General features: G+C 39.2%; 18 protein-coding genes. 7 read left to right on the top strand and 11 right to left on the bottom strand.

The genetic code is table 11. From position 1 onward, the window contains the following. Positions 1 to 496: 496 nt before the first annotated feature. The 3 genes from E4F24_RS14095 to E4F24_RS01445 form a co-directional block, all read right to left on the bottom strand. On the bottom strand, positions 497 to 691 hold the full coding sequence (locus E4F24_RS14095) for a YqaE/Pmp3 family membrane protein (protein ID WP_140936832.1): 195 nt from the start codon (positions 689 to 691) through the stop codon (positions 497 to 499). 72 nt (positions 692 to 763) lie between these two features. Continuing rightward, positions 764 to 1,036: a DUF4342 domain-containing protein gene (locus E4F24_RS01450; protein ID WP_140936831.1), complete on the bottom strand. Its 273-nt coding sequence runs from the start codon at positions 1,034 to 1,036 to the stop codon at positions 764 to 766. A 171-nt stretch (positions 1,037 to 1,207) separates the two neighbouring features. Next, a complete protein-coding gene (locus tag E4F24_RS01445) occupies positions 1,208 to 3,823 on the bottom strand; it encodes a valine--tRNA ligase (RefSeq protein WP_140936830.1) in 2,616 nt (871 codons plus the stop codon). A 230-nt stretch (positions 3,824 to 4,053) separates the two neighbouring features. Between E4F24_RS01445 and E4F24_RS01440 the strand changes: the two genes are divergently transcribed. After that, positions 4,054 to 4,713 carry a phosphatase PAP2 family protein gene (locus E4F24_RS01440; protein ID WP_140936829.1) on the top strand — a complete coding sequence of 220 codons (660 nt, stop codon included), beginning with the start codon at positions 4,054 to 4,056 and terminating at the stop codon, positions 4,711 to 4,713. Between the two features lie 55 nt (positions 4,714 to 4,768). After that, positions 4,769 to 6,625: an LTA synthase family protein gene (locus E4F24_RS01435; protein WP_140936828.1), complete on the top strand. Its 1,857-nt coding sequence runs from the start codon at positions 4,769 to 4,771 to the stop codon at positions 6,623 to 6,625. On the opposite strand, the gene E4F24_RS01430 is transcribed toward E4F24_RS01435, so the two are convergent. The 7 genes from E4F24_RS01430 to E4F24_RS01400 all read right to left on the bottom strand — a co-directional run bounded on the left by E4F24_RS01430 (position 6,622) and on the right by E4F24_RS01400 (position 16,009). Continuing rightward, positions 6,622 to 7,296 (bottom strand): hypothetical protein, encoded by a 675-nt coding sequence (locus E4F24_RS01430; protein ID WP_140936827.1) that lies wholly within the window; start codon positions 7,294 to 7,296, stop codon positions 6,622 to 6,624. The genes E4F24_RS01435 and E4F24_RS01430 overlap by 4 nt on opposite strands. Before the next feature lie 14 nt (positions 7,297 to 7,310). Continuing rightward, positions 7,311 to 8,330: a hypothetical protein gene (locus tag E4F24_RS01425; RefSeq protein ID WP_140936826.1), complete on the bottom strand. Its 1,020-nt coding sequence runs from the start codon at positions 8,328 to 8,330 to the stop codon at positions 7,311 to 7,313. Next, the gene (locus E4F24_RS01420) at positions 8,314 to 10,029 is read right to left on the bottom strand and encodes an ArnT family glycosyltransferase (protein WP_140936825.1); all 1,716 of its coding nucleotides are present in this window, start codon (positions 10,027 to 10,029) and stop codon (positions 8,314 to 8,316) included. Before E4F24_RS01420 ends, E4F24_RS01425 begins: the two co-directional genes overlap by 17 nt. Next, entirely contained in the window at positions 10,029 to 10,430 is a 402-nt protein-coding gene (locus tag E4F24_RS01415; protein WP_140936824.1) for a GtrA family protein, read from the bottom strand. The genes E4F24_RS01420 and E4F24_RS01415 overlap by 1 nt, the downstream gene beginning before the upstream one ends. 56 nt (positions 10,431 to 10,486) lie before the next feature. Continuing rightward, a complete protein-coding gene (gene odhB / locus E4F24_RS01410; protein ID WP_140936823.1) occupies positions 10,487 to 11,722 on the bottom strand; it encodes a 2-oxoglutarate dehydrogenase complex dihydrolipoyllysine-residue succinyltransferase in 1,236 nt (411 codons plus the stop codon). Between the two features lie 197 nt (positions 11,723 to 11,919). Beyond that, a complete protein-coding gene (locus E4F24_RS01405) occupies positions 11,920 to 14,658 on the bottom strand; it encodes a 2-oxoglutarate dehydrogenase E1 component (RefSeq protein WP_140936822.1) in 2,739 nt (912 codons plus the stop codon). Between the two features lie 178 nt (positions 14,659 to 14,836). Continuing rightward, on the bottom strand, positions 14,837 to 16,009 hold the full coding sequence (locus tag E4F24_RS01400; RefSeq protein WP_181182332.1) for a deoxyribodipyrimidine photo-lyase: 1,173 nt from the start codon (positions 16,007 to 16,009) through the stop codon (positions 14,837 to 14,839). Positions 16,010 to 16,185: 176 nt separating this feature from the next. Here E4F24_RS01400 and E4F24_RS01395 point away from each other — a divergent pair, with 176 nt between their 5' ends. From E4F24_RS01395 to E4F24_RS01375, 5 genes are all read left to right on the top strand, one after another. Beyond that, a complete protein-coding gene (locus E4F24_RS01395; RefSeq protein WP_140936820.1) occupies positions 16,186 to 17,046 on the top strand; it encodes a Rossmann-fold NAD(P)-binding domain-containing protein in 861 nt (286 codons plus the stop codon). 75 nt (positions 17,047 to 17,121) lie between these two features. Then, a complete protein-coding gene (locus E4F24_RS01390) occupies positions 17,122 to 18,960 on the top strand; it encodes a UbiD family decarboxylase (protein WP_140936819.1) in 1,839 nt (612 codons plus the stop codon). Positions 18,961 to 19,228: 268 nt separating this feature from the next. Beyond that, entirely contained in the window at positions 19,229 to 19,915 is a 687-nt protein-coding gene (locus tag E4F24_RS01385) for an ATP-binding cassette domain-containing protein (RefSeq protein ID WP_140936818.1), read from the top strand. Positions 19,916 to 19,976: 61 nt separating this feature from the next. Next, entirely contained in the window at positions 19,977 to 21,311 is a 1,335-nt protein-coding gene (locus E4F24_RS01380) for a dihydroorotase (protein WP_140936817.1), read from the top strand. Between the two features lie 407 nt (positions 21,312 to 21,718). Further along, complete coding sequence (locus tag E4F24_RS01375; RefSeq protein ID WP_140936816.1) at positions 21,719 to 23,227, top strand: M14 family zinc carboxypeptidase; 1,509 nt, start codon at positions 21,719 to 21,721, stop codon at positions 23,225 to 23,227. A 6-nt stretch (positions 23,228 to 23,233) separates the two neighbouring features. Here E4F24_RS01375 and E4F24_RS01370 read toward each other — a convergent pair whose 3' ends face one another. After that, the gene (locus E4F24_RS01370; protein WP_140936815.1) at positions 23,234 to 24,286 is read right to left on the bottom strand and encodes a dipeptide epimerase; all 1,053 of its coding nucleotides are present in this window, start codon (positions 24,284 to 24,286) and stop codon (positions 23,234 to 23,236) included. Between the last annotated feature and the right edge of the window lie 8 nt (positions 24,287 to 24,294).

Genomic DNA, 24,294 nt, shown 5'->3' with positions numbered 1-24,294 from the left:
CCTGGATAACTTCCATGATATCGAAATAATCTAACAGCCCTTCGGGCATCAATAAGGTCAAAAGTCTACGTTCTGCGTCTTGCAAGGTAATATATTTTAAGACTGCTAAACTAAGAATTTATTTATTGCCCCCAAAGATTCCGCTTGATCCTAAAATTGTTCATCGTTTTTTAGATTATCATTTATAAAACAGTAAAATCTTGATTTGTTGCTATTTTAATTGTTCTATAGATTCCGGATGTATTGTGATTGCTTTTATAATGCTTTCTTTATAAAGACTATATACCAATGTAGTTAAATGCTTTGCATTCACGAAAACCGAATAGAAAATACTAGATGCAGACGATCCAAGTGGAGTGTGCAGACCCATCGGAAGATAAAGAAGGAGTAAAGATGAAGATGATAATTTTTAATAGTCCAAGGTACGCATGTATGAGTACAGCTACCGAAAGGTACAGGTGCCCGAAGTACAATGGAGATCACTGAAGGGTCTTTATTAATAGTTCATTCGACGTTCTAGAATTCTAATGCGCGCTTTATTCTTTCCGTCTATTCTGGATGCCACCGCCCATATTGCCGCAGGAAGCCAACCTATTAACGTGCATTGCAAAATAAGACATACAAAGCCTGAGAAAATTTTCCCCCTTAAAATGAAGGATAACCAAGGAAGGAGAACAGCAATTAAGATCATAAAGTAATTAAATTGAGCGCATTTAAAAGTATAAGCCCTGTTACCAATACATAACAGGGCCGTTTAATTAATTTATTGAGCAGCTTCGTCGTCGTTTACACGATCTTTGTTATTGCGTTCGACCGTAATTTTACATTCTGTAAGCAGTGCAGCCAATGTGCCAACGGCAGCAAAAATAGGGGCTAATAATATACCAATCACGCCCAAGGTTACTGGAAAGCTCATGATTTCTTTTCCCGATTTATCAGCTATACTGATTTTTGTAACATTGCCTTCAGCGATTAATTCTTGAATCTTTTTGAGTAAATTCTCTCCTTTTATCGAAAATGTTTCTTTAATTGACATAGCTTTATATTTAATTTGTACATTTCAAAGATATGCTATTGGGGAGGGAATGGGAATGCGGATTAGGCAGATAGACTGATGTACTCGGTAAAAGTAATGGTTTTTTCGGTGAATGTGGTTTGAAGTATCCGATAGCCAAAACGGAAGCCCTTTTGGCTATCGGATACTAGCTTATCCTAAGCTTGCCAGGCTTTCTGTCAAGATTTTGATTTTAGCTTCGGCATCTGCTTTTTTATTTTGTTCATTTTCTACGATTTCCGGCTTCGCATTAGCGACAAAGCGTTCATTAGACAATTTCTTATCCACGGATACCAAGAAACCTTGAAGGTATTCGATTTCTTTGCGAATACGCTCTCTTTCGGCATCGATATCAATATTATTGGCTAAGGCAATATAACATTCATCTCTTCCCGCTAAGAAACTGACTGCTCCAGCTACTTTATCTTTTACGAATGTTAATTCTTCAATGTTCGCTAATTTGATAATACTATCCTGGTATTTCGAATAATCGATCTCAGTAGCATTAATGGCCAGCGGTAAAGCAATCTTCGGCGAAATCCCTTTGGAATTTCGCACATTGCGTACTTCGGAGATGATCTGTTGAACCGAAGCAAATTCCTTAATGATATTTTCGTTGAAACCTGCAATCTCAGGATATGGAGCCACGATGATACAATCTTTTGCATCGCGTTGGCCGAACAATTCATCATGCCACAACTCTTCTGTCAGGAAAGGCATAAACGGATGAGCTAATGAAAGGATTTTTTGAAAGAAGTTTTTTACCGTTTCTAAGGTTTCCTGTTCAATAGGCATTTGGTAAGCCGGTTTAACCAATTCCAGGTACCAGGCACAGAAATCATCCCAAATCAATTTGTAAGTTGTCATTAACGCGTCTGACAGGCGGTAATGTTTGAAATGTTCGTCTATTTCTGCCACCGCTTGGTTGAAACGGTTTTCAAACCATTGAGCGGCAGTTTTTGGGGCTGCTGTAGCTGGCGAATCCGTGGTTTCCCAACCCTTTACCAAGCGGAATGCATTCCATATTTTATTGGCAAAGTTACGTCCTTGTTCGCAATAGGACACATCAAACATTAAATCGTTTCCGGCAGGTGAGGACAATAACATTCCCACACGAACACCATCCGTACCGTATTGCTCCATTAATTCGATTGGATCGGGCGAATTTCCTAAAGACTTAGACATTTTGCGGCCTAATTTATCACGCACGATACCTGTTAAGTACACATTCTTGAAAGGTGCTTTTTCCGTATAGTTGTGTCCCATGATAATCATGCGGGCCACCCAGAAAAATAAGATCTCCGGTGCAGTTACCAAATCATTGGTCGGGTAGTAATACTTGAAATCTTCGTTTTCGGGATTACGTACACCATCGAAAACAGACATAGGCCATAGTCCGGAGGAGAACCAGGTGTCTAGTACATCTTCTTCCTGCCGAATGCGCTCTGCCGGTTTTCCTTGGCTTTTGAATTCCTGAATAGCTTCTTCCTGTGTTTTGGCGATAACCCATTCATTCTTCTCGTTATACCATGCCGGAATACGCTGTCCCCACCACAACTGCCGTGAGATACACCAGTCTTTCACATTTTCCATCCAATGCTTATAAGAGGCTGTGAATTTGTCCGGAATCAAACGGACTTCGCCACTTAACACGTAATCTAAAGCGGGTTTAGCCAGTTCGTCCATCTTACACCACCATTGCATAGACAATTTCGGTTCGATAGCGGCATCTGTACGCTCGGAGAAGCCGATTTGAGATTTATAATCTTCAATTTTTTCGATTTGACCGACCTCTTCCAATTGTTTCGCAATTTTTTTGCGGGCGATGAAGCGGTCTTCTCCAACCAAAATAATGGCTTTTTCATTTAGGGTACCGTCATCATTTAAGATGTCGATAACTTCTAAATTATGCTTTTGTCCTAGTTCATAGTCATTTAAATCGTGTGCCGGTGTCACTTTCAGACAGCCGGTTCCGAATTCCATTTCTACATAGGTATCTTCTATAATCGGGATTTCACGGTTTACTAAGGGCACGATTACGGTTTTACCTTTCAAGTGCTGATAACGTTCGTCATTTGGATTGATACAGATAGCAGCATCTGCCATAATCGTTTCCGGACGGGTCGTAGCAATGATGACGTATTCGTCGCTATCTTTGATCTGATAGCGGATGTAGTATAATTTTTGCTGTACTTCTTTACGGATTACTTCTTCATCAGATAACGCAGTTTTCCCTTGCGGATCCCAGTTGACCATGCGTACACCGCGATAGATGTAGCCGGCTTTATAGAATTTGATAAATGTATCGATTACCGATTCGGAAAGATCGGCATCCATCGTAAATTTGGTGCGTTCCCAATCGCAGGAAGCGCCCAGTTTTTCTAACTGTTTTAAGATAATACCGCCGTATTTCTCTTTCCACTCCCAGGCATGTTTCAGGAAATCTTCCCGGGTAAGGGACTTCTTGTCGATACCCTGTTCTTTGAGCATGGCTACTACCTTAGCTTCTGTCGCGATCGAGGCATGGTCTGTTCCGGGTACCCAGCAGGCATTTTTTCCTTGCATACGAGCCCTGCGGATCAACACATCTTGAATGGTGTTATTTAGCATGTGACCCATGTGCAATACCCCCGTTACGTTTGGTGGCGGCATTACGATGGTATAAGGCTCACGTGCATCAGGAGTAGAACGGAAAAAGCCGTTTTCCATCCAGTATTGGTACCATTTATCTTCTGCTTCTTTCGGATTGTAAGTTTTTGCTATGCTCATTGTTTACTTCAGTAAATAAGAATGCAAACTTAGAGAAATTGCTTTGCATTCACGAATACCGAATGCAAAAATACATAATTCGTAATTTGCCTTTATATACAATTATAATAGCGTGACATACAAAGGCAAGTTATTCGGATGAAATTTAAGGAAATAAATGATATAAATATCAATAAACACTTGTGAACAAAATACGAGTTGCCTAAGTTTGTGAAACCAAAATATTAGACATGCAATCTACCTCATTACGTTTTAAACAGCTGCTATTTGATTTACGTTTTGTACTGTTGTCGTTACTTCTCGTAGAGATTGTCTGCGGATTCGTTAGTCTGAAATACGATCAAACAGAACAATTCCGAACCGTAAATGCCGTTCATCACGAATGGGCAGATTGGTTTTTCAGGGTGTTTACGAATATTGGAGATGGGGTATTTGTGGTGGCAGTAGGGGTGCTGCTGGTTTTTACACGATATAAGTATGCTATCCTGACTATTATCTCTTTTTTACTTTCGGGACTGGTTGCGCAGATTATTAAAAAATCGGTAAAGATGCCCCGTCCGGGATCGGTATTCAAAGATGATCCGACATGGTATACCTTGCCAGACTATCATATTCACGGAAATTACAGTTTTCCGTCGGGGCATACGACCAGCGTTTTTGCACTAATGATGGTATTGTATTATGTTTTCCCCTCCCAGCGCAGCAATCCATTATTCTTTATTTTAGCCTGTCTGGCCGGATATTCGCGTGTTTATTTGTCGCAACATTGGACCGGAGATGTCTATGTCGGAGCGATCGTAGGCTCGGTTGTTACGTTATTACTCATTTATTTATTTCAGCAGATGAAGTGGTATCACAGCAAGTGGGCCAATAGCAAATTCAGGGTGTAAATTTTAGATTAAATTTAAGTTAATTACCTTTGCCTACATTTTGATAATAGGCAACGTGAAACAACAATACAAATCGGTATACTTTTTACTTTTATATTTCGTTTTCTGGCTCTTCATAGCTTGGATAGACAGGTTGTTGTTTTTATTGTTTGCTGCTCCGGTAAATACAGGATTCACCTTTCAGGAGATTGCGCGTATATATATGGCAGGATTTAAATTGGATTTATCGATGACAGCCTATATTTGTGCGCTGCCTTTTATCGGTTATTTCCTTTGGTCAATAGTTCCAAACTGGTCTTTTTCAACGAAATGGATACGGATGTATACCTATTCCATCTTGGCTATTCTCGGTTTTTTATCGTGTATCAGCGTCAATCTCTATACCGAGTGGACAGATAAGGTTTCCCAGCGTGCCATCGAGACATTTTTTGAAACACCACAAGAAGCCCTTTTATCTGCTGTATCTACTAATTTGTGGATTCCCCTTCTCGTCTTTGTCGTCATTGCAATAGGCGGAAGCATGGTTTTCAATCTGTTGTTCAGGAGTGCCTTTGTAAAATTTAAGACACATTTTACGCTTCATATTTTGAGTTTCTTTGTCGGTTTGATCGTTCTATTCACGTGTATTCGTGGGGGCTATGGTACGTCTCCATTGAATGAAAGTATGGCCTATTATTCATCTAATCAGTTTTATAATCATGCGGCTGTAAATACACATTGGTCTTTTATTAATGATGTGGTAAACAGCGCTAGCGGAGGCAACCCATACCATTACTTCAACGATAGTCATGATATGGATCGTATTCTCGCTCCGGTATTTCCGGAAAAGGGAGACTCATCCATTTCCATCTTAAATACAGAACGGCCCAATATCGTATTGATTTTATTGGAGAGCTTTACAGCGGATCTGATCGAAAACTTAGGTGGAGAAAAAGAGGTGACCCCGAATTTAGATCGAATTTCGAAACAAGGACTATCCTTTACGCAATTCTATGCTGCGGCTGATCGTTCAGATAAGGGGATTATCGGCGTTTTTTCGGCCTTTCCGGCACAGGGCAAGGAAAGCATAATTAAATCGATCAAAAAGCACGAGAAGCTTGCTGGGATAGGGGAGGAGATCCATCGTGCGGGCTACCAGACTTCGTTTTACTACGGAGGACAAAGCGAATTCTATAATTTCAAATCCTATATGATGTCGCATGGGGTGAATCGTGTCGTCGATATGGCTGATTTTCCGTCCTCATATAACGAATCATCATGGGGTGTATATGATCATAATGTGCTTGAAAAGATGCTTGCGGATCTGAATCGTGAAAAAACACCCTTCTTTTCGACCGTTTTCACGATTTCGAATCATGAGCCTTTTGATCTGAAAACAACCTACAAATTTGGTAATAATACCACGGCTAACAAGTTTAAGAGTACGGCATTTTACACCGATTCGGTTTTAAATGAATTTTTAGAAAAAGCAAAAAAGGAAAGCTGGTATAAGAACACGCTTTTCATAGTTACTGCAGATCATGGGCACCGATTGCCATATAACCGTGAAATCACCGATCCTAAGCGCTTCCATATTCCTTTAATTTTCTTTGGTGATGTATTAAAAGAGGAATTTAGAGGACAGAAAATAAATAAAATAATGGGTCAGGTCGATTTGGCTTCTTCTATCTTGAATCAATTGAATATATCTTCGGATCGGTATAGCTGGAGCAGGGATGTTTTCGATACGCAGTTTACATCCTATGCATTTTTTAATACCAAGCATTCCTTTGGGGTAATTTCCGAAAACGGTACATTGGTATTTGACCCTCAGTCACAGCAAGTGATCTCTTCTTCGGGAGACGAAAAAAGCCTTCTGAATATAGTGAAGGCTTATAATCAAAATGTGTATGCCGAGTATCTCAGCTATTAGGATTTTACGCCCGTCTGGATTTCTCTTTTATTTAGTGGATTAACAAAAATGGTGAATATCGTAAATGCGAATATAAATTCCCATAGTTCCCATTTACGCGAATGATCAAGAAGCATGACCAATACGGTGGCAACTAAAAAGAGGATGCTTTGAAAATTTGTAGCAACAGGAATACCAAACTGGTTAACAAGTCTCCTGATGTTATCGTTCCTCCTGTAAAGTATTGGAAGTATGATAAAATAAATACCGAAGATTACCGAAAAAGCATAAGAAAATATAATTTTGTTGATCTTTGTTCCGCCTACAACCATATTATGGAGATTTGTTTCTCCCTGCGCATTGTTTTGTTTGAAAAAGTCGGAAGACTCGACACCAAAAATACGTTGGCCCCAGGAAATCTCTTCACCTGCTCCAAAGATCAAACCTACAATCATAATAGCTAATCCTATTTTCCAGTTCAGTTTATGATTCGATTGGAATTTAGCAAAAATGAGAATGAGGAAAACCGCCGTTAAAAACAGAAATAAAGACGTTAAATTTTCGAAAACCCCATCTTCTTCTACCAGTTCGGAAAATACCGGCAAATCGGTAAAGTAATAATAATATGAAATTAAAATACTTCCCAACGTGATGATGGCGGGGAACAGAATTTGATTTGGTTTCGCTTGCATAGACACAAATGTAATTATTTCTTTCTATTAAAAAGATGTCCTATCGTATAGCGCAGAATAAATTGCTGTTGACTATCCACTACACCTTCAGAAAAATGAAATCCGGCTATAAATCGTCCTTCCAGATTTCTATAGCGTAGCGGAATCCATCCAATGTCCAACCGGTCATACTGTTTGGATGTATAGAAGACGTCTCCATAAGGGATAGCTAATGATTCGCCGGTATAGAAGGTGTTCCGGATGAAGAATTTATAATGTTCCAGGTAGATTTCACTTAAAAATCCTTTTGGCAACTGCCAGTCGTAGACATTACGAAGGCGGTCATAATTGATAATTCCGCCGATATTAATGTTGATGGAGTCCAACCAACCTCTGTCGCTTAAATCGGCTCCGATATGTAACGAGGTTGCTCCATTATCCCGTATGTGATCATCGGGATCTGGCGTATCGACCATCGGTCCGGCATTATGCCATAAGGTAGCAAAATGCTTGATGTAAAATGTCTTGTTCAGATTGACATTTCCCGATATGCCTACCATGAACTGCTCGCGATCCGCTCTCGTTTGACGACTGTTCCAGTCTATCCAAATCTGTTGATGAAAGTGCTCATTTTTATATTTAACCAACATCCCTTCGATATTGGGCTGGTAATAGCCGATGGTATCACTCAAAATAGCTTTGGGGTATTCGTCGAGGTATTCATGCCGGGGAAACATCCCGATCTTGAAATCGAATCCATTATTGTCGTAATTGTAATAGGCGACCGGACGAACGGGATTTTTAATGTTTTTGGTTCCGAATTCATGCAAATAGCTGACTCCTATGCGGATACGGTGGATACTGTCTACGAGCAAACCTAGCTCTGGTGTGACTCTGGTTCCAAAAATAGTTTGAGGATATCGATCTGAGTTTGAATATTCGCGATTGTCTGCAAAACCATGAAAATCAATTTGTCCTTCTGTTTGCTGTGCATGAACGGCCTGATAGGAACACAAACATATTCCTAATGCTAAAATTTTAATTTTCAGTAACATATATCGGATATTTTTTACTATTTCGCGGGCCAATAAAAGGATCGGTTCGCAGGGAAAACATAATTAATCTTTCGCCCAATTCAGAAGGGGCAGTGATGCTTACATCGACATGTTTCGTTTGCTTCGGTGCAATTTTTAAAACGTGATAGTCTTCATCAAACTCGAAAAACTCTCCAGATTCATAGACGTACTTCGTGTATCCGTATTCGAAAAACAAAGGCCATTTACTTTTCGTATTATCGAAGGTGATTTCCTCGTCGTACGGGTTCGTGATGGAAAGCCTGATATGGTATTTCTTGCCCTGCTGTATGGTGTCCGGAAGATTATCGCATGAAATTTCTACTTTTTGATATAAACGAACCGTATCGATAGCGGTGCCATACCAGGCACCACGTAACTCGGATGTTATGGTATCTTGTTCAATGGTTTCAAAGGAATAGGGTCTGACAAAATAGACGTTTTTGTTGCGCAGGCTATCTTCTATCGGCCAATAATCGTACTGGGTTTTACGATAAGTACGCGGGTTATAGGATAGAGCCGTGGTGGTATTTGTATAAAAATTATAGGATGAGGCATCCTGAAACCCATTGTCAAAAATAAGGTATCTGCCTTTGGCTTTTTCTTTTAGTTGGCTTGCCAGATCGGCATGTCCCCAGTACGCATTTACCGACTGGATCTTTTGCAGGGCTGGAACAGGAATGATAAGGGCTAATCGAATAACCATAATCAGCGCAATGGTACTATATAGTAATGTATAAAACCATTTGGGCACCTGGTATCTGGCGAGTGCAATATACCCCAATATAAATAGGGGGATATAAGCCAATAAAACCCATTGCGCCTGTACTCGGCTTTTGAAAGAGGAAAGAAAAAAGAAAATTAAAAATCCCCAAAAAACAAATTTTAATATACGTAGAAAGGTATCTTCATTTTTTAACTTGAAAAACCGATAATACAAATACCAACCGGATAGCGGTCCCACTACGAGAATAAGACTTAGCAGATAATCCAATGTGAACGATATCTTATATTCCCGTGCATTTCGTTCAAACACGTGGAATTGGATCGACGGATAATCATTCTTGATTTGCCATAAAATATGTGGCAGATATAGCGCCAGAGATAATAGTACAATGGACCAAAAGGAAGGTCTCTTTAGTAATTTCCAATCTGCAAGAATCGTGAAGAACAAAAGTAGAATTCCGTGATATTTGCTGTACAGCATACCCGTAATGACGAGTGAGAGACACAGGACAGTCTGGATGTTGAATCGTTTTTCGTGGAGATATCCTTTTAAGAAATAGAAATAGAGGATGGCGAAGAAGAGGAGCGGACTGTCTGGGGAATTAATAAAGCCATATACATGGAATATGACAAAGCTGCAATAGAGGCAGGCGAAAAGCCAAACATTGTTGGCATAGGGCTTTACAATTTGCCAGAGAAAATAAATAGCGCATACATTGCTAATGATACTGATCAGTCGTACCCCCAGCGCTGAGTGCGTGAAAAATGTCCCGACCTTTATAAAAACGGCTACCATAGGAGGATGATCATAATACCCCCAATCCAGAAACTTATTGTATATCCAATAGTAGGCTTCATCTACATGGAGCTCCATAAATGTTCCCTGAATCAAGTTTATGCAAGCCCAAAACAGCAGAAAATATTGGATTTTGAAATTCTTGATGAGTGATGCCATTACGATACAGTCGTAAAAGTATAAAGATAATTAAAAGAGAAATTCCAAATGGATACGATACCAATAGCAACTAACTTGGATACGTAGAAATTCCATTTCAATTTTTCATGAAAAAAGTACAATATCGCATTATTGATGGCTAGTCCGACTACGGCAATGAAGAAGAACTTAGAAAATTCAACAAATTTCGCCTGTGCATTTTCTGTATAGAAGGTCCAATATCTATTTAACAGGTAGTTGCTGACGGTCGCCGTAATAAAACCAAGGGAATTCGCCACATACTTGTGGATTTTTGCCCTCTCCTTGCATAACCATGTAATGGAAAAATCAACAATTACACCTGATGCTCCGACGATGGAGAACATCAGAAATTTGATGATGAGCTGTTGATCTATTTGCATAAAGATAAAAAAGGCTACCTAATCGTAGGTAGCCTCAAAGATATGTAAATTCTTAATTATACTTCCAATAATAATCTTGCTGGATCTTCTAATAGCTGTTTTACGCGTACCAGGAAGCTTACCGACTCGCGGCCATCAATGATGCGGTGGTCGTAAGACAATGCAATGTACATCATCGGACGAATCACTACCTGACCATTTTCAGCGATAGGGCGTTGGATAATGTTGTGCATACCCAAGATTGCCGATTGAGGCGCGTTGATAATAGGCGTAGACAGCATAGATCCAAATACACCTCCATTCGTGATGGTAAATGTTCCGCCTGTCATTTCCTCGATAGTTAACTTGTTATCACGAGCTTTGGTCGCCAAATTGATGATTTCTTTTTCGATACCATACAGTGACAATGAATCGGCATTACGGATTACCGGAACGACTAACCCTTTAGGAGCTGAAACTGCAATTGAAATATCCGCAAAATCAGAATATACCAATTCATTTTCTTCGATACGTGCATTTACCGCAGGCCATTCTTTTAAGGCTGTAGTCACCGCTTTTGTAAAGAATGACATAAAACCAAGACCTACACCGTGTTTTTCCTTGAAAATATCTTTATACTTCGATCTTAGATCCATGATCGGCTGCATGTTTACTTCGTTAAACGTAGTTAACATAGCCGTTTCATTTTTAACAGATACCAAGCGTTTTGCAATAGTCTTACGTAATGAAGTCATTTTTTCACGACGTTCGTTACGTGTACCAGCTACTACAGGAGCTGCTATTGCCGCACTCGCAGCAGGTTTAGATGCTGTTTTTGGAGCTGCAGGAGCAGACTGTGCTTTTTCAGCATCTTCTTTTGTAATACGGCCATCTTTGCCTGTTCCTTTGACGGTAGACGCGTCGATGCCTTTTTCCCTTAATATTTTAGCTGCAGCAGGAGAAGCTGTTCCGGCAGCATAAGAGTCCGGGTTTTCAGAAGCTTCCTGTGCCGGAGCACTTGATTCTTGTTTTGCCGGAGCTTCGGCAGCAGGTTTTTCACCACCGGCAGCTGGAGCTTCACCATCCTCAATCGTACATACCACTGCACCAATTTCTAAAGTATCACCTTCTTGAGCAATGATTTTTAATATACCGGCTTTTTCAGCAGGTAATTCAAATGTAGCTTTGTCTGATTCCAATTCAGCGATATTTTCGTCCATCTCGACGTAGTCGCCATCTTGCTTTAGCCATTGTGATAATGTCACTTCGGTGATCGATTCACCAACCGTAGGTACTTTGATTTCTAAGCTCATATATCTATTTCTGTAAAACCAACTTCTATATATATTTTAAACTTAGATAAATTTGCTTTTATATGCAATTATAATTGTTTTGAATATAAATGCAAATCTATCCGTTTATCTTCGGTGACCCTGATGGTCCTGTTCTACTCTGTTTTAAGAACGTATTTACCTAAGAAATATACGATGTTAGGGTTTAATTATATTGTTTATTCGAATGATTTATTAATTATTGCATCTTGTTGCATCACGTGTTTTTTCATATATCCCGTTGCCGTGCTACCACTTTCGGTACGTGCAATGACATCCGTAAACTCGATGTTTGTTTTTCGTAATTTACGACAGTAGTAAGGCCAGGCTCCCATATTCTCGTTTTCTTCCTGTACCCAGATAAATTCTTTTGCCTTGCTATATTTTTTGCGAATGGCTTCCAATTCTTTGACAGGTGTCGGGAATAATTGTTCAATACGAATAACAGCTACATCTGTACGCTTTTCATTCTGTTGTTTTTCAAGTAAATCGTAATAGATTTTTCCAGAACAGAATAATACGCGTTTTACAGAAGCTGCTTCTACATTGCTGTCATCAATTACTTCCTGGAAGGTCATTTTTGTGAAATCAGCAAGAGACGAAACAACTTTTGGATGGCGTAATAAGCTTTTTGGTGTGAATACAATCAATGGTTTACGAAAATCGCGTACCAATTGGCGTCTTAATAAATGAAAATAGTTAGCCGGAGTAGTGCAATTGGCCAACACCATGTTGTCATTAGCACATAATTCCAAGAAACGCTCGATACGTGCTGAGGAGTGTTCCGGTCCTTGCCCTTCCATACCATGTGGAAGCATCATTACCAAACCGTTTGAACGCTTCCATTTCGTCTCAGCACTACTTAAGTATTGATCGATGATGATCTGAGCACCATTGTAAAAATCTCCAAACTGTGCTTCCCAGATGGTTAAAGATTGTGGGTTAGCCGATGCGTATCCGTATTCAAATCCGAGTACCGCGTATTCTGATAGTAAAGAGTTGTAAATGTTGAATTTGTCTCCACCGTTTACTTGAGCCAATGGTACATATTTCTCTTCTGAATCTTCAAGCGTCAATACAGCATGACGATGTGAAAACGTCCCACGTTGTACATCCTGTCCGGAGATACGCACACGTTTACCTTCATTCAATAAAGTTGCATAAGCCATCAATTCGCCCATTGCCCAGTCGTATGAATCTTTTTCGATCATAGCAGCGCGATCTTCAAACAATTTGGAGATCTTACGGAAGAACTTTTTGTCTTTAGGAAGAGCGGTAATTTGTTTTGCTAAATCCAGGAACGTTTCAGATGAAACCGCGGTATCGGTCGTCTTCCAAATATCAGCTTTCTTAGCAGGATATAGTCCTTTCCAGGCACCCCCAAACATCGGCACTTCTTCTTCAAGATTAGTGACTTTCTTAGCCGCATCCAGTTGTATTTGAAGATAATCTTTGAATTCTTTTTCTACTTCTTTTGCATAAGCAACGTCAATTGTACCTTCATCGATTAATTTTTTAGCATATACTTCCTTCGGATTGGCATGTTTCTCGATAGCTTTGTACAACAGGGGTTGTGTAAACTTGGGTTCATCCGCTTCATTGTGGCCATAACGACGGTAACACAATAAATCGATGAAAACGTCAGTTTTGTACTTTTGGCGGTACTCTACCGCGAGATTAATCGCGTACACAACCGCTTCTGCATCATCGCCGTTTACATGGAACACTGGTGAAGAAGTGATTTTTGCAACATCTGTACAGTACGTACCTGAACGAGCATCTTTATAGTTCGTCGTGAAACCTACTTGATTGTTGATGACAATATGGATAGTACCTCCTGCGCGGTAACCTTCCAATTTCGACATTTGAGTCACTTCGTATACCACGCCTTGACCAGCAATAGCAGCGTCACCATGAATTAAGATTGGAGCGATCTTGGAAGAATCTCCGTCATATTTCGTGTCGATTTTAGAACGAACCATACCTTCGACGATAGGGTCTACAGTTTCTAAATGGGATGGGTTTGGAGCAAGACTTAAGTGGATCGCTTTGCCCGAATCTGTTTTGATATCTGACGAATATCCCAGATGATACTTAACATCACCACCGAATTGTAATTCAGGATCTTCTTCCGCATACATTTTACCTTCAAATTCAGAGAATATCGTTTTGTAAGGTTTGCCCATGATATTGGCCAATACATTCAGACGACCACGATGCGCCATACCGATCATGAACTCTTGAATCCCTAGATTTGCACCTTGTTCAATAACGGAATCAAGTGCTGCGATTAAGCTTTCAGCTCCTTCTAAAGAGAATCTTTTCTGCCCTAAAAATTTAGTACCCAGAAAACTTTCAAATACAACTGCTCTGTTTATTTTTTGTAGGATTCTGCTTTTTTGCTCCTTTGTATAATTGGGTTGATTGCGGTCGGCCTCCATTCTATCCTGCAACCATTTGATTTTTTCAGGGTTACGGATATACTTAAATTCAGCCCCGATTGAGCGGCAATAAGTATCTTCGATTAATTGACGGATATCACGTAGTTTTGCCGGGCCCAAGCCGATTTCAACCCCTGCATTAAAGACGGTATCCATATCAGCTTCAGAAAGGCCGAAAGTTTCCAATTCCTTTCCGGGGTAGTATTTGCGTCGTTCACGAACGGGATTGGTATCTGTGAATAAATGACCACGATCTCTGTATCCGTGAATCATATTCAATACATCGATTTCTTTTAAAGCATGTTCCGGCACATTTTCTACATCCACGGAACTGCTCCCGGCTTTTTGACCAAAATCAAAACCTTCAAAGAACTTTTGCCAACCAAAGTCTACCGAATTTGGATCAGCTTTGTACGTTTGATATAACCCGTCAATGTAACTTGAGTCAGCGTTACTCAAATATGTCAATTTATCCATTTATTTGTTGTAATCTATAGAATTTGCCAAAGTTATAAATAATAAAGCAGTTTTGGCTAGTGAAATTTAATATTTTGTATGCCCGAAATGTCATTATAAATCAATATTTCCGGCTTATTTCAGGTTCTCAAAATCTCATTTTATTTTTACCTTAAACTTTTACTTTTTCGGTACAAAACTAAAATAAATTGGCTTTTTCCTTTTCCCATTCTTTACTTGACTTGTTGTCTTTTTCACTGGTGCCTTCGCCGGCAATATGTGCCCAGAATCCGTAGTTCGTTGCGGGAGCATAATCGATCAGTTTTTCTTCAAACCAGACCGCACCCTGTAGCCAAGGCTGTTGGTATTCATAGGTAAAAAACAAAGCAAGAGCTTCTCTTTGTATATAAGAGATGATGCCTGTATTATTCAATTCCTGCATGTACATGTTGATGGTTGGATTTTCGGTATTGCCTGTTCTCCAGTTTTCTATTTTTATAGTATCCGGATCTGCAGTGGATTGACTTAAAAAGTATTTGTTCGGATATTTTTTAAGCATAAACCGATAATAATCCCGCCACAATAGACGCTCTGTTATCTTAGCTACTTGTTTTTTATTAGACGTGGTGATACGCTCGTTAATATAATGATAAGTATATACAGGAGATAACGATCCAATAGCAAGAAATGGCGAAAGTCTTATATACAAATCTTCATTCCCCAACGGTTGACTGAAGATCATATTTAATTGATTGATTGCCGCTTTTTCTCCATAACTGTAATGCTCGGTCTCCCCATATTCAGAGAGTTCGGTTTTCTCTAAATGAGGAGGAATGGTAATCGAAGCAATTTCTGACAAAGGGCTTCTAACACTACTTTCGCGTTCTATTTTTTTCTTGAATATATTAAAACTGTTCGGAATGTCTTTTATAGGAAAAGGGAGATCCTCTTTGTGGTATAAGGTGTGTCCTATAAAATGTTTTAAATTACATTGTATTTTCCACAACGCTTCTTCAACTCTTTCCGAAATGGAAGTTTCAGTTCGCGCGATTTCACGATGATGGTATACCTCATTGACATCATATTTTTGTACAAGATGAGGAATAATTTCTTCAGGTAAACCTTCGAATGTCATTAAATCGCCTCCCAGGGATTGAAGTTTTTCTTTCAGGGAACGGACGGTATTTAAGATATATAATGATCTGAGTTTACCTGTGTTGGTATATCCGGACTTGTTTATTTGATAATATCGTGGATCAAAGATGTAAACAGGAATTACAAAATCCGCCTTCTCGATTGCGGCATGTAAAACTTCGTTATCGTGTGTGCGAAGATCGTTTCTAAACCATACTAAGATAACCCGTTTGCTCATGCCTGATTTACTATTTAAATTGCTTGAAATACAACAAATATAGATCATTTGAGCCATGTATTACATATAAAGAACCAATATTGACACTATATAAACATTTGAAAGCAATTTGGCTCGGTGAAAAACAAAAACACAATAAACAAGGTTATAATTTCAGCATATTGAAATAAAGGATTATGAATATCTTGGTTTGTGGGTTACATTCATATTTGGGAAAAGCCTGCGTGAGTTACATGCAAGATGAAACATATCGTATTCACGGTTCAGTACGAGATGAAGTTCTTTTTAAGAAGAACATGGAGCTACCCATAGCGGCAAGTATTAGCTCCGTGGATTTAATTAGAAAAGGAGTAGATTTTGACTCTTTCCAATTACATGATCTTATGTTGGCTTTTTATTTTACACAAATACCGGATCTGGATGATAAAATAGCGAAGAATTATGAATTATTATCTCTTCGTAACTTTATCCATCTTTCGCAGAAAAATTCCTGCAACAGAATTATTTATGTAGGAAGGTTGTATGATAGGAAGCACCTGAAAGAAGTGGAACAACTTTTTCGAGAGCTAAATGTCGTATTTACCATCTTATTGAAAGATATAGCTATTGGTATAGGAACAACCTTCGATCGCTTTATGAATGAAATGTTAAAACATCCTGTGGTTTTTTTATTTAAACCTCATTCGTCAATTAAGTTTAATCCTGTGTTACTAAAAGATGTATTTAGATGGATCAAGAATATTGATTGGGGTACGTCGTTCATCAACCAATATGTGGAGTTTGGAGGGCCTAAACTAGTTGATTTTTATGATGTCTTTAAAAAATATGCTGAGAAAAGAAAACCTGATATAAAATTCAAAATACTGCCTTTCACAAATAAACTGCTCCCTCAGCTATGTAATAAATATTTCTATGGGATCAAATGTGACTTATATAGCGATTATATCTTGGAATTAAGTAAATCTCCACCTGTCGACAATTCGTCTTGGGAAAAGCAGTTTGACTTTGAATATACGGCTATCGATGAAGGGATTTAACCCTTATTATCTCCGCATTTGTTATAGTTAAGCCAAATATTCTGCTATTTTTGTGATTCAACTACTGCACAAAAAATGGGATATTCAAGTTTGGCAGCCTGTGTGGCTGATTTAGAGAAAAATGGTCATTTAATACGTATCAAGGAAGAGGTGGATCCATATTTAGAGATGGCAGCTATTCATATGCGTGTTTTTGATGCAGAAGGTCCTGCTTTGTTTTTCGAAAATATCAAAGGATCCGAATTTCCTGCTGTTTCCAATTTGTTCGGTACATTGGATCGATCTAAATTTATGTTCCGTGATACATTAGATCACATCAAAAAATTAGTCGATGTGAAGATGGATCCTACAGCCGTGTTAAAAAATCCATTCAAATATATTGGATCTTCAGCGGTTGCATTAGGTGCATTACCATGGAAGAAGAAATCGAATGCTCCGATCTTGTACGGTAAAACCCAGATCAGTAAGTTACCCCAGATAGTCAATTGGCCAATGGATGGTGGTGCATTTGTGACTATGCCACAGGTGTACACAGAAGATATAAGTAGTCCTGGTATTATGAAGGCTAATCTAGGTATGTACCGTATTCAGATTTCCGGAAACGAATATATTAAGGATGAGGAGATTGGCTTGCATTATCAACTGCACAGGGGGATTGGAATCCATCAAATGAAAGCTAATGAACTGGGACGGCCTTTGAAAGTGAGTATTTTTGTTGGTGGGCCGCCTTCGCATCCCTTGTCTGCCGTCATGCCCCTCCCAGAAGGACTCTCCGAAATGATATTTGCAGGGGCACTAGGAAATAGACGTTTCCGCTATTTTTATGATGAAGAAGGGTTTTGTATTTCTGCGGATGCGGATTTTGTCATTACGGGAACTGTATATCCGAATGAAACTAAACCGGAAGGCCCATTTGGAGACCATATTGGTTACTATTCGTTGACGCATCCTTTTCCGTTGATGAAAGTGCACAACGTGTACCACAAAAAGGATCCTATTTGGTCTTTCACGGTGGTAGGGCGACCTCCTCAAGAAGATACCAGCTTTGGTAATCTGATCCATGAGATAACGGGAGCGGCCATTCCAAAAGAAATTAATGGACTGCAGGCGGTACATGCTGTAGATGCAGCGGGAGTGCATCCGCTGCTGTTTGCGATAGGTAGAGAGAGTTATACGCCGTATCATAAAGTGGATCGGCCGCAAGAAATTTTGACGATTGCAAGTCAGGCTTTAGGTAAGAATCAACTAAGTCTAGCTAAATACTTATTTATAGGAGCAATAGAAGATAATCCGGCATTGGATATTCATGATGTAGCGGGATTTTTTACCCATATATTAGAACGTATTGATTTGTCCCGTGATCTCCATTTTCATACGAATACGACAATAGACACGTTAGATTATTCCGGGGATGGATTGAATGCGGGCTCTAAGGTCGTTTTTGCAGCAGCAGGTTCCAAAAAAAGGATGCTTGCTACCGAAATTCCGAACGATTTGGATATCCCTCGTCCCTTTAATCAAGTGAAGATGGCTTTACCTGGTATCCTTGTTGTCGATGGAGCTGATTTTAGTTCGTATGAACAGGAAGAAATAATCCTGGACAATTGGTGCAATGCCATGCGTGAAATAAATTTTAACGGTATTCAACTGATTGTATTGGCCGACGATGCCGCGTATACAGCCGAGAATATCAACAATTTTGTTTGGGTTACTTTTACACGTTCAAATCCGGCTTACGATATATATGGCGTAAATAGTTTTACAAAATATAAGCATTGGGGTTGTCGTGGCCCTGTAATTATAGATGCGCGTCGTAAACCTCATCACGCACCTGACTTGATAAAAGACGAGGTAGTTGAACGAAGAGTGGATCGACTAGGCACGAAAGGGGGCTCTTTATACGGGATTATTTAATACGGCTAAAAATGTACATTTATTGGAATTATTATAAAACAATACTTATTGTTAATGTTAGCCTTTCTGTAGCTTTTGGATTTGGCGACTTCAGTATGTTGCCATATATATTCGCAACTATAGGCTTTGTTTTATCCTGTTTTTTCGTCTGGTTCTTTGAAAATAATACGATGTACTTGTACTATAATTTAGGTTTCTCGAGAACAAAGCTGTTATTGGGATCGCTGTTGTTTAATAGCCTTATTACGTTATTTTTGTTAGCGATTATATGGATATAGATCAGAGGGAGCTATATGTAGATTCGATTGAATTTAGTTATTCGAATAATCGACAATTATTGAGTGGCGTATACTTACATATAAAAATTGGAGAAATTGTCGGATTGCTCGGACGTAATGGGAGTGGAAAGTCTACGTTAATGAAGATCATTTTTGGAACGCTAAAGCCCAAGTTTGCTTATATTCGACTCCATGGTAAACGTATACATAAAAAAGCCTTTCTGACTAATGAAGTCTGTTATCTACCGCAACAAAATTTTCTGCCTACAGCAAAAACTGTTGATAAGGTTGTCCATTTTATGGTGCGTGAAAAGAATAGCAGGGCGAAGTTTCAAGAGGATGGGGTTTTAAAACCTATTTGGCAAACAAAAATTGCCGATCTTTCGGGGGGAGAATTACGTTATTTAGAGATCTTATTATTGCTAAATCAAAAGGCGACATTTTTTCTGTTGGATGAACCATTCTCTGGCGTATCCCCCGTATATAAAGAAAAAATACAAAATCTGATTGTAAATCAGTGTGCTGAAAAAGGCTTTTTGATTTCAGACCACGATTATACCAACGTATTGGCGATTAGTAATAAGATCTTGTTATTACAGAATGGAGGTTGCCGTATATTAAAAGACAAAAAGGAACTAGAATTATTTTATGTGCCTGAAGGTACTTTTGACACCTAATTTAAGGAGAACTCTAAATACTTTTATTAAGTTTGTAATACGGATTAAATACACACACTTCATGTCGACCCTACTTATAAAAAATGCCCAAATTGTAAATGAAGGAACTGTACAGGTTCAGGATATATATATCAAAAATGGGCGTATAGAAATTATTGGCAATCAAATTGATAAACTAGCGGATAGGGAGATAAATGCAGATGGATTACATCTTTTGCCTGGCTTGATAGATGATCAGGTGCATTTTCGCGAACCGGGGTTGACCTACAAAGCCAATATCTTTACCGAGAGCCGTGCTGCAGTAGCCGGAGGGACCACTTCCTTCATGGAAATGCCTAATACCGTACCCAATACATTGACACAGAAACTCCTTCAAGATAAATACGATATTGCGCAAGATTCCTCGTTAGCGAATTACTCGTTCTTTATGGGGGCGGGTAACGATAATTTGGACGAAGTTTTAAAAACGAATCCCCGCGATGTATGTGGAGTAAAGGTCTTTATGGGATCGTCTACCGGAAATATGTTGGTCGATAATGAAACCGCTCTGTCAAATATTTTTAGAAATTCCCCGACTTTGATTGCGACACATTGTGAAGATGAAGCGACTATAAAAGCGAATTTGGCCAGTTATAAAGAGCGATTTGGTGAGGCGATAACGATAGAAATGCACCCGAAAATTCGTTCAGCCGAGGCTTGTTACCTATCGTCGGCTAAGGCGGTAGAGCTTGCAAAGAAGAACAATACGCGATTACATATTTTACATATCTCAACGGGTCGGGAGACTTCTTTATTCGATAATTCTATACCACTTGCTGAAAAGAGAATTACGGCAGAGGCATGTGTACATCATTTGTGGTTTTCAGATAAAGATTATAGTACGAAAGGAAATTTTATTAAATGGAATCCGGCTGTTAAGACGGTAGAAGATAGAAATCAAATTTTGAAGGCGGTGTTAGACGATCATATTGACGTTATAGCTACGGATCATGCCCCACACACGCTGGAAGAAAAAGAACAATCTTATTTACAGGCTCCGTCTGGAGGGCCTTTAGTACAGCATGCTTTACTGGCTCTTTTGGATATGGTAAAGCAAGGTACGATGACGTTGGAACAGGTTGTTCAGAAAACGGCACATAATACAGCTATTTGTTTCCAAATCGAACAACGCGGATTTATCCGTGAAGGTTATTGGGCCGATTTAGTTTTAGTGGATTTGAATAAGCCATATACCGTGAAAAAGGAAAATATTTTATCGAAATGTGGATGGTCTCCGTTTGAAAATCATACGTTTTCATCAACTATTGAGCACACTATTGTATCTGGCAATCTGGCTTACTCCAAAGAGAAGATCATTGAAGTGGGTACAGGTCATCGTTTATTATTTAATCGCTGATAGATAAAAGAATATTAAGAATAACCCGTTGTGCATTATTACTTCAAAACTGTCATCCTGACGATAGGAAGCCTGCCTGACGGCAGTCAGGGATCTAAAAATCTGGTTATGGATGGTTATCTTCGATGAGCTCCCTGAGGTCGGTTCGACTTCGCTCAGCATGACATTAAAGCGTTTTACGATTTCATAATGCACAACGGGTTGAGAATAATTTTTGTTTGATAGACAAATTTTCTGACGCGGTGATTGAACAAATCATTAGAAAACAGGTTATATACATGTGAAATATTCATGTTTCAGAAACCGAATGTAGTGAGTTCATTGATGCAAATTAAAGCAGACAATTACCAATAAAGACAAACCACATGTGGATTCTATATAGTCAAAAAAAAGCAAATTATATACGTATGAAATTACTGCTCGTTTTGTTTGCAATTACGGTTTTCGCCTCCTGCGGAAACTCACTCTCATCAACCTCTGATTCAGACTTTTCAATAGCAATGACATTAGATACAGCACAGTTTAATACGCTACATAAAAAATATAAAGAAACTGCATTGTTTCATCGCCGTTTTAAACATAGCGATATCGATTCGCTGATAAAGATACATGCACAAAAAAATGTGCTCCTCATTGAACAAATCGGGAAATCCGTGCAAGGACGATCGATCTATGAATTGACTTATGGAGAGGGAGATATTAAAGTAATGCTATGGTCGCAGATGCATGGAGATGAACCGACAGCAACCATGGCATTGTTTGACCTGTTTAATTATTTAGAAGGAAAAGACGATGGTTCATCTGGAATAAGAGATCTACTTAAAAATAAATTGCGGATTCATTTTATTCCTATGCTCAATCCCGATGGCGCAGAAATTTATAATAGAAGAAATGCACAAAGTATTGACCTGAATCGGGATGCACGAGCCGGACAAACGGTAGAAGGGACCCTGCTTAAAGCCCGGGCAAAAGCAATAGTGCCACAGTATGGATTTAATCTCCACGATCAAAGTATCTATTATAATGTGCCCGATACTAAAAACCCGGTGACCATTTCGCTGTTGGCACCGGCTTACAATGAAGAACGGGAAATCAACGATGTACGTATAGGAGCGATGCAGTTGATTGTAGGAATGAATGAGATATTACAACAATATATTCCCGATGCAGTAGCAAAGTATGATGACACGTATACGCCTAGGGGATTTGGAGACAATTTCCAATCCTGGGGTGCAAGTACGGTACTTATAGAATCGGGTGGACTTAAAGGAGACCCGGAGAAACAGGAAATCCGACGTTTGAATTTTATCATCATCTTAAATGCGTTGATTCAAATCGCCGAAGGAAGCTATAAGAAGTACGAAGCAGCAGATTATGAAGATATTCCGTTCAATGCTTCTCTTTTACATGATGTGGTCATTCGGAATTTGTCCGTGGGGACGGATAGCATTGCATTGAAAACTGATATTGCTATACGACGAGGGGAAACAACGGTGGGAAGAGATTATTTCGTAAGAGGAAGAGTAGAAGATATCGGTGATTTGTCCGAATCTATTGGTTATGAGGAGGTAGATGCCGAGGGACTTCATTTTATTGCAGGAAAGGTGTCTGCCAATGTGGTTAATGATATTTCTTCGTTAACTATGGAGCAAGCTTATGCTTTGTTGAAACAAGGATTTATGGCTATTCCTGTTAAAGCAGTTGGAGCAACAAGAGAAAGTGGCCTTCATGGTTTACCTGTTCATTTATTTACACAGAAGCAATTTTTTACCACTTCTTCGATTGATTTGGGTGGGACTACCAATTTTTATTTAGGCGATTTATACGGTAATTTGAAATATGCTGTATTTAATGGTTATCTCATCGATTTGTCGAAGAACATTAACGATTTGATAATTAAAAATAGAGTTCATTAAAAAGGATTAATTTTTGATAATACCAATGCCTGCTCGGTCGGGTAATTTACAGATCCCATCTTCAACCGTCATACCGTTATAAATGTCGTTACCGATTAATAGTGCGCCATCAAGATCTGCCCAATCCACTAAGGGGCCCAGTTGTGCCGCAGCTGATATGGCACATGATGTTTCCGTCATACAGCCCAGCATGACTTTCATTTCCAACGATCGTGCTAATTCTGCCATCCGTTTTGCTTCACGCATACCCGTACACTTCATCAGTTTGATATTAATTCCCGTATACACACCTTGAAGTTTGGTTACATCTGATAAACGTTGACAGCCTTCGTCTGCAATAGTTGGAATCGGAGAGTGAGCCGTAAGCCAGGCATTATCGTCTATTTGTTCTTTTGGCATTGGTTGTTCCAGGAAAACTACATTTTGTTCAGCAAGCCAATACGCCATTTCTAAAGCCTCTTCTTTATGTTTCCAGCCTTGATTTACATCAGCACAGAGCGGAACGTTAGTAACCGAGCGAATCGTATTTATAATCATTTTGTCTGTTTCCAATCCTAATTTTATCTTCAGGATTTTGAATTGATCTGCTTCTGCAACTTTTTTACGAATCATTTCGGCCGTATCAATGCCTATTGTATAAGAAGTAGGAGGGATTAAGTCTGGATTTAATCCCCAGATTTTATAAAATGGTTGATTCATGATCTTGCCTAACAGATCATGCAATGCGATATCTATAGCTGCTTTTGCTGCGGTATTTTTTGTTGCGAGAGCATCCACATAGCTTAAAATTTCTTCGGTTTGAAAAGGTGAACTAAACGATGTCAAATCCACTTGTTTTAGGAAAGAGATCACACTCTCTTGTGACTCGCCCAGGTACGGAGGCATACTTGCTTCACCGTATCCAATTATTCCATCGTATTCTAATTCGGTTAATACAACAGGTGTGGTGGTACGACTGAAGGATGCAACGGTAAATACGTGTCGCATTGCCAAAGTGTACGGTTGGTATCTTAGGGTAAACTTCCCCATTTTTTTAGTTTCCCAATTCGATAAACTCATGGTATATT

It is taken from the genome of Sphingobacterium lumbrici (genome assembly GCF_006476045.1).
Lineage (GTDB): Bacteria > Bacteroidota > Bacteroidia > Sphingobacteriales > Sphingobacteriaceae > Sphingobacterium > Sphingobacterium lumbrici.
Note: the sequence above shows the minus strand (reverse complement) of the source record. Positions and strands in the feature narration are given on the sequence as shown.

Bases quoted from the DNA above. Each gene is read 5' to 3' on its own strand.
- E4F24_RS01425 (WP_140936826.1), bottom strand. From the start codon at position 8,330: ATGTTACTGAAAATTAAAATTTTAGCATTAGGAATATGTTTGTGTTCC.
- E4F24_RS01380 (WP_140936817.1), top strand. From the start codon at position 19,977: ATGTCGACCCTACTTATAAAAAATGCCCAAATTGTAAATGAAGGAACT.
- E4F24_RS14095 (WP_140936832.1), bottom strand. From the start codon at position 691: ATGATCTTAATTGCTGTTCTCCTTCCTTGGTTATCCTTCATTTTAAGG.
- E4F24_RS01400 (WP_181182332.1), bottom strand. From the start codon at position 16,009: ATGAGCAAACGGGTTATCTTAGTATGGTTTAGAAACGATCTTCGCACA.
- E4F24_RS01370 (WP_140936815.1), bottom strand. From the start codon at position 24,286: ATGAGTTTATCGAATTGGGAAACTAAAAAAATGGGGAAGTTTACCCTA.
- E4F24_RS01420 (WP_140936825.1), bottom strand. From the start codon at position 10,029: ATGGCATCACTCATCAAGAATTTCAAAATCCAATATTTTCTGCTGTTT.
- E4F24_RS01445 (WP_140936830.1), bottom strand. From the start codon at position 3,823: ATGAGCATAGCAAAAACTTACAATCCGAAAGAAGCAGAAGATAAATGG.
- E4F24_RS01430 (WP_140936827.1), bottom strand. From the start codon at position 7,296: ATGCAAGCGAAACCAAATCAAATTCTGTTCCCCGCCATCATCACGTTG.
- E4F24_RS01415 (WP_140936824.1), bottom strand. From the start codon at position 10,430: ATGCAAATAGATCAACAGCTCATCATCAAATTTCTGATGTTCTCCATC.
- E4F24_RS01375 (WP_140936816.1), top strand. From the start codon at position 21,719: ATGAAATTACTGCTCGTTTTGTTTGCAATTACGGTTTTCGCCTCCTGC.
- E4F24_RS01405 (WP_140936822.1), bottom strand. From the start codon at position 14,658: ATGGATAAATTGACATATTTGAGTAACGCTGACTCAAGTTACATTGAC.
- E4F24_RS01385 (WP_140936818.1), top strand. From the start codon at position 19,229: ATGGATATAGATCAGAGGGAGCTATATGTAGATTCGATTGAATTTAGT.
- odhB (WP_140936823.1), bottom strand. From the start codon at position 11,722: ATGAGCTTAGAAATCAAAGTACCTACGGTTGGTGAATCGATCACCGAA.
- E4F24_RS01395 (WP_140936820.1), top strand. From the start codon at position 16,186: ATGAATATCTTGGTTTGTGGGTTACATTCATATTTGGGAAAAGCCTGC.
- E4F24_RS01440 (WP_140936829.1), top strand. From the start codon at position 4,054: ATGCAATCTACCTCATTACGTTTTAAACAGCTGCTATTTGATTTACGT.
- E4F24_RS01450 (WP_140936831.1), bottom strand. From the start codon at position 1,036: ATGTCAATTAAAGAAACATTTTCGATAAAAGGAGAGAATTTACTCAAA.
- E4F24_RS01390 (WP_140936819.1), top strand. From the start codon at position 17,122: ATGGGATATTCAAGTTTGGCAGCCTGTGTGGCTGATTTAGAGAAAAAT.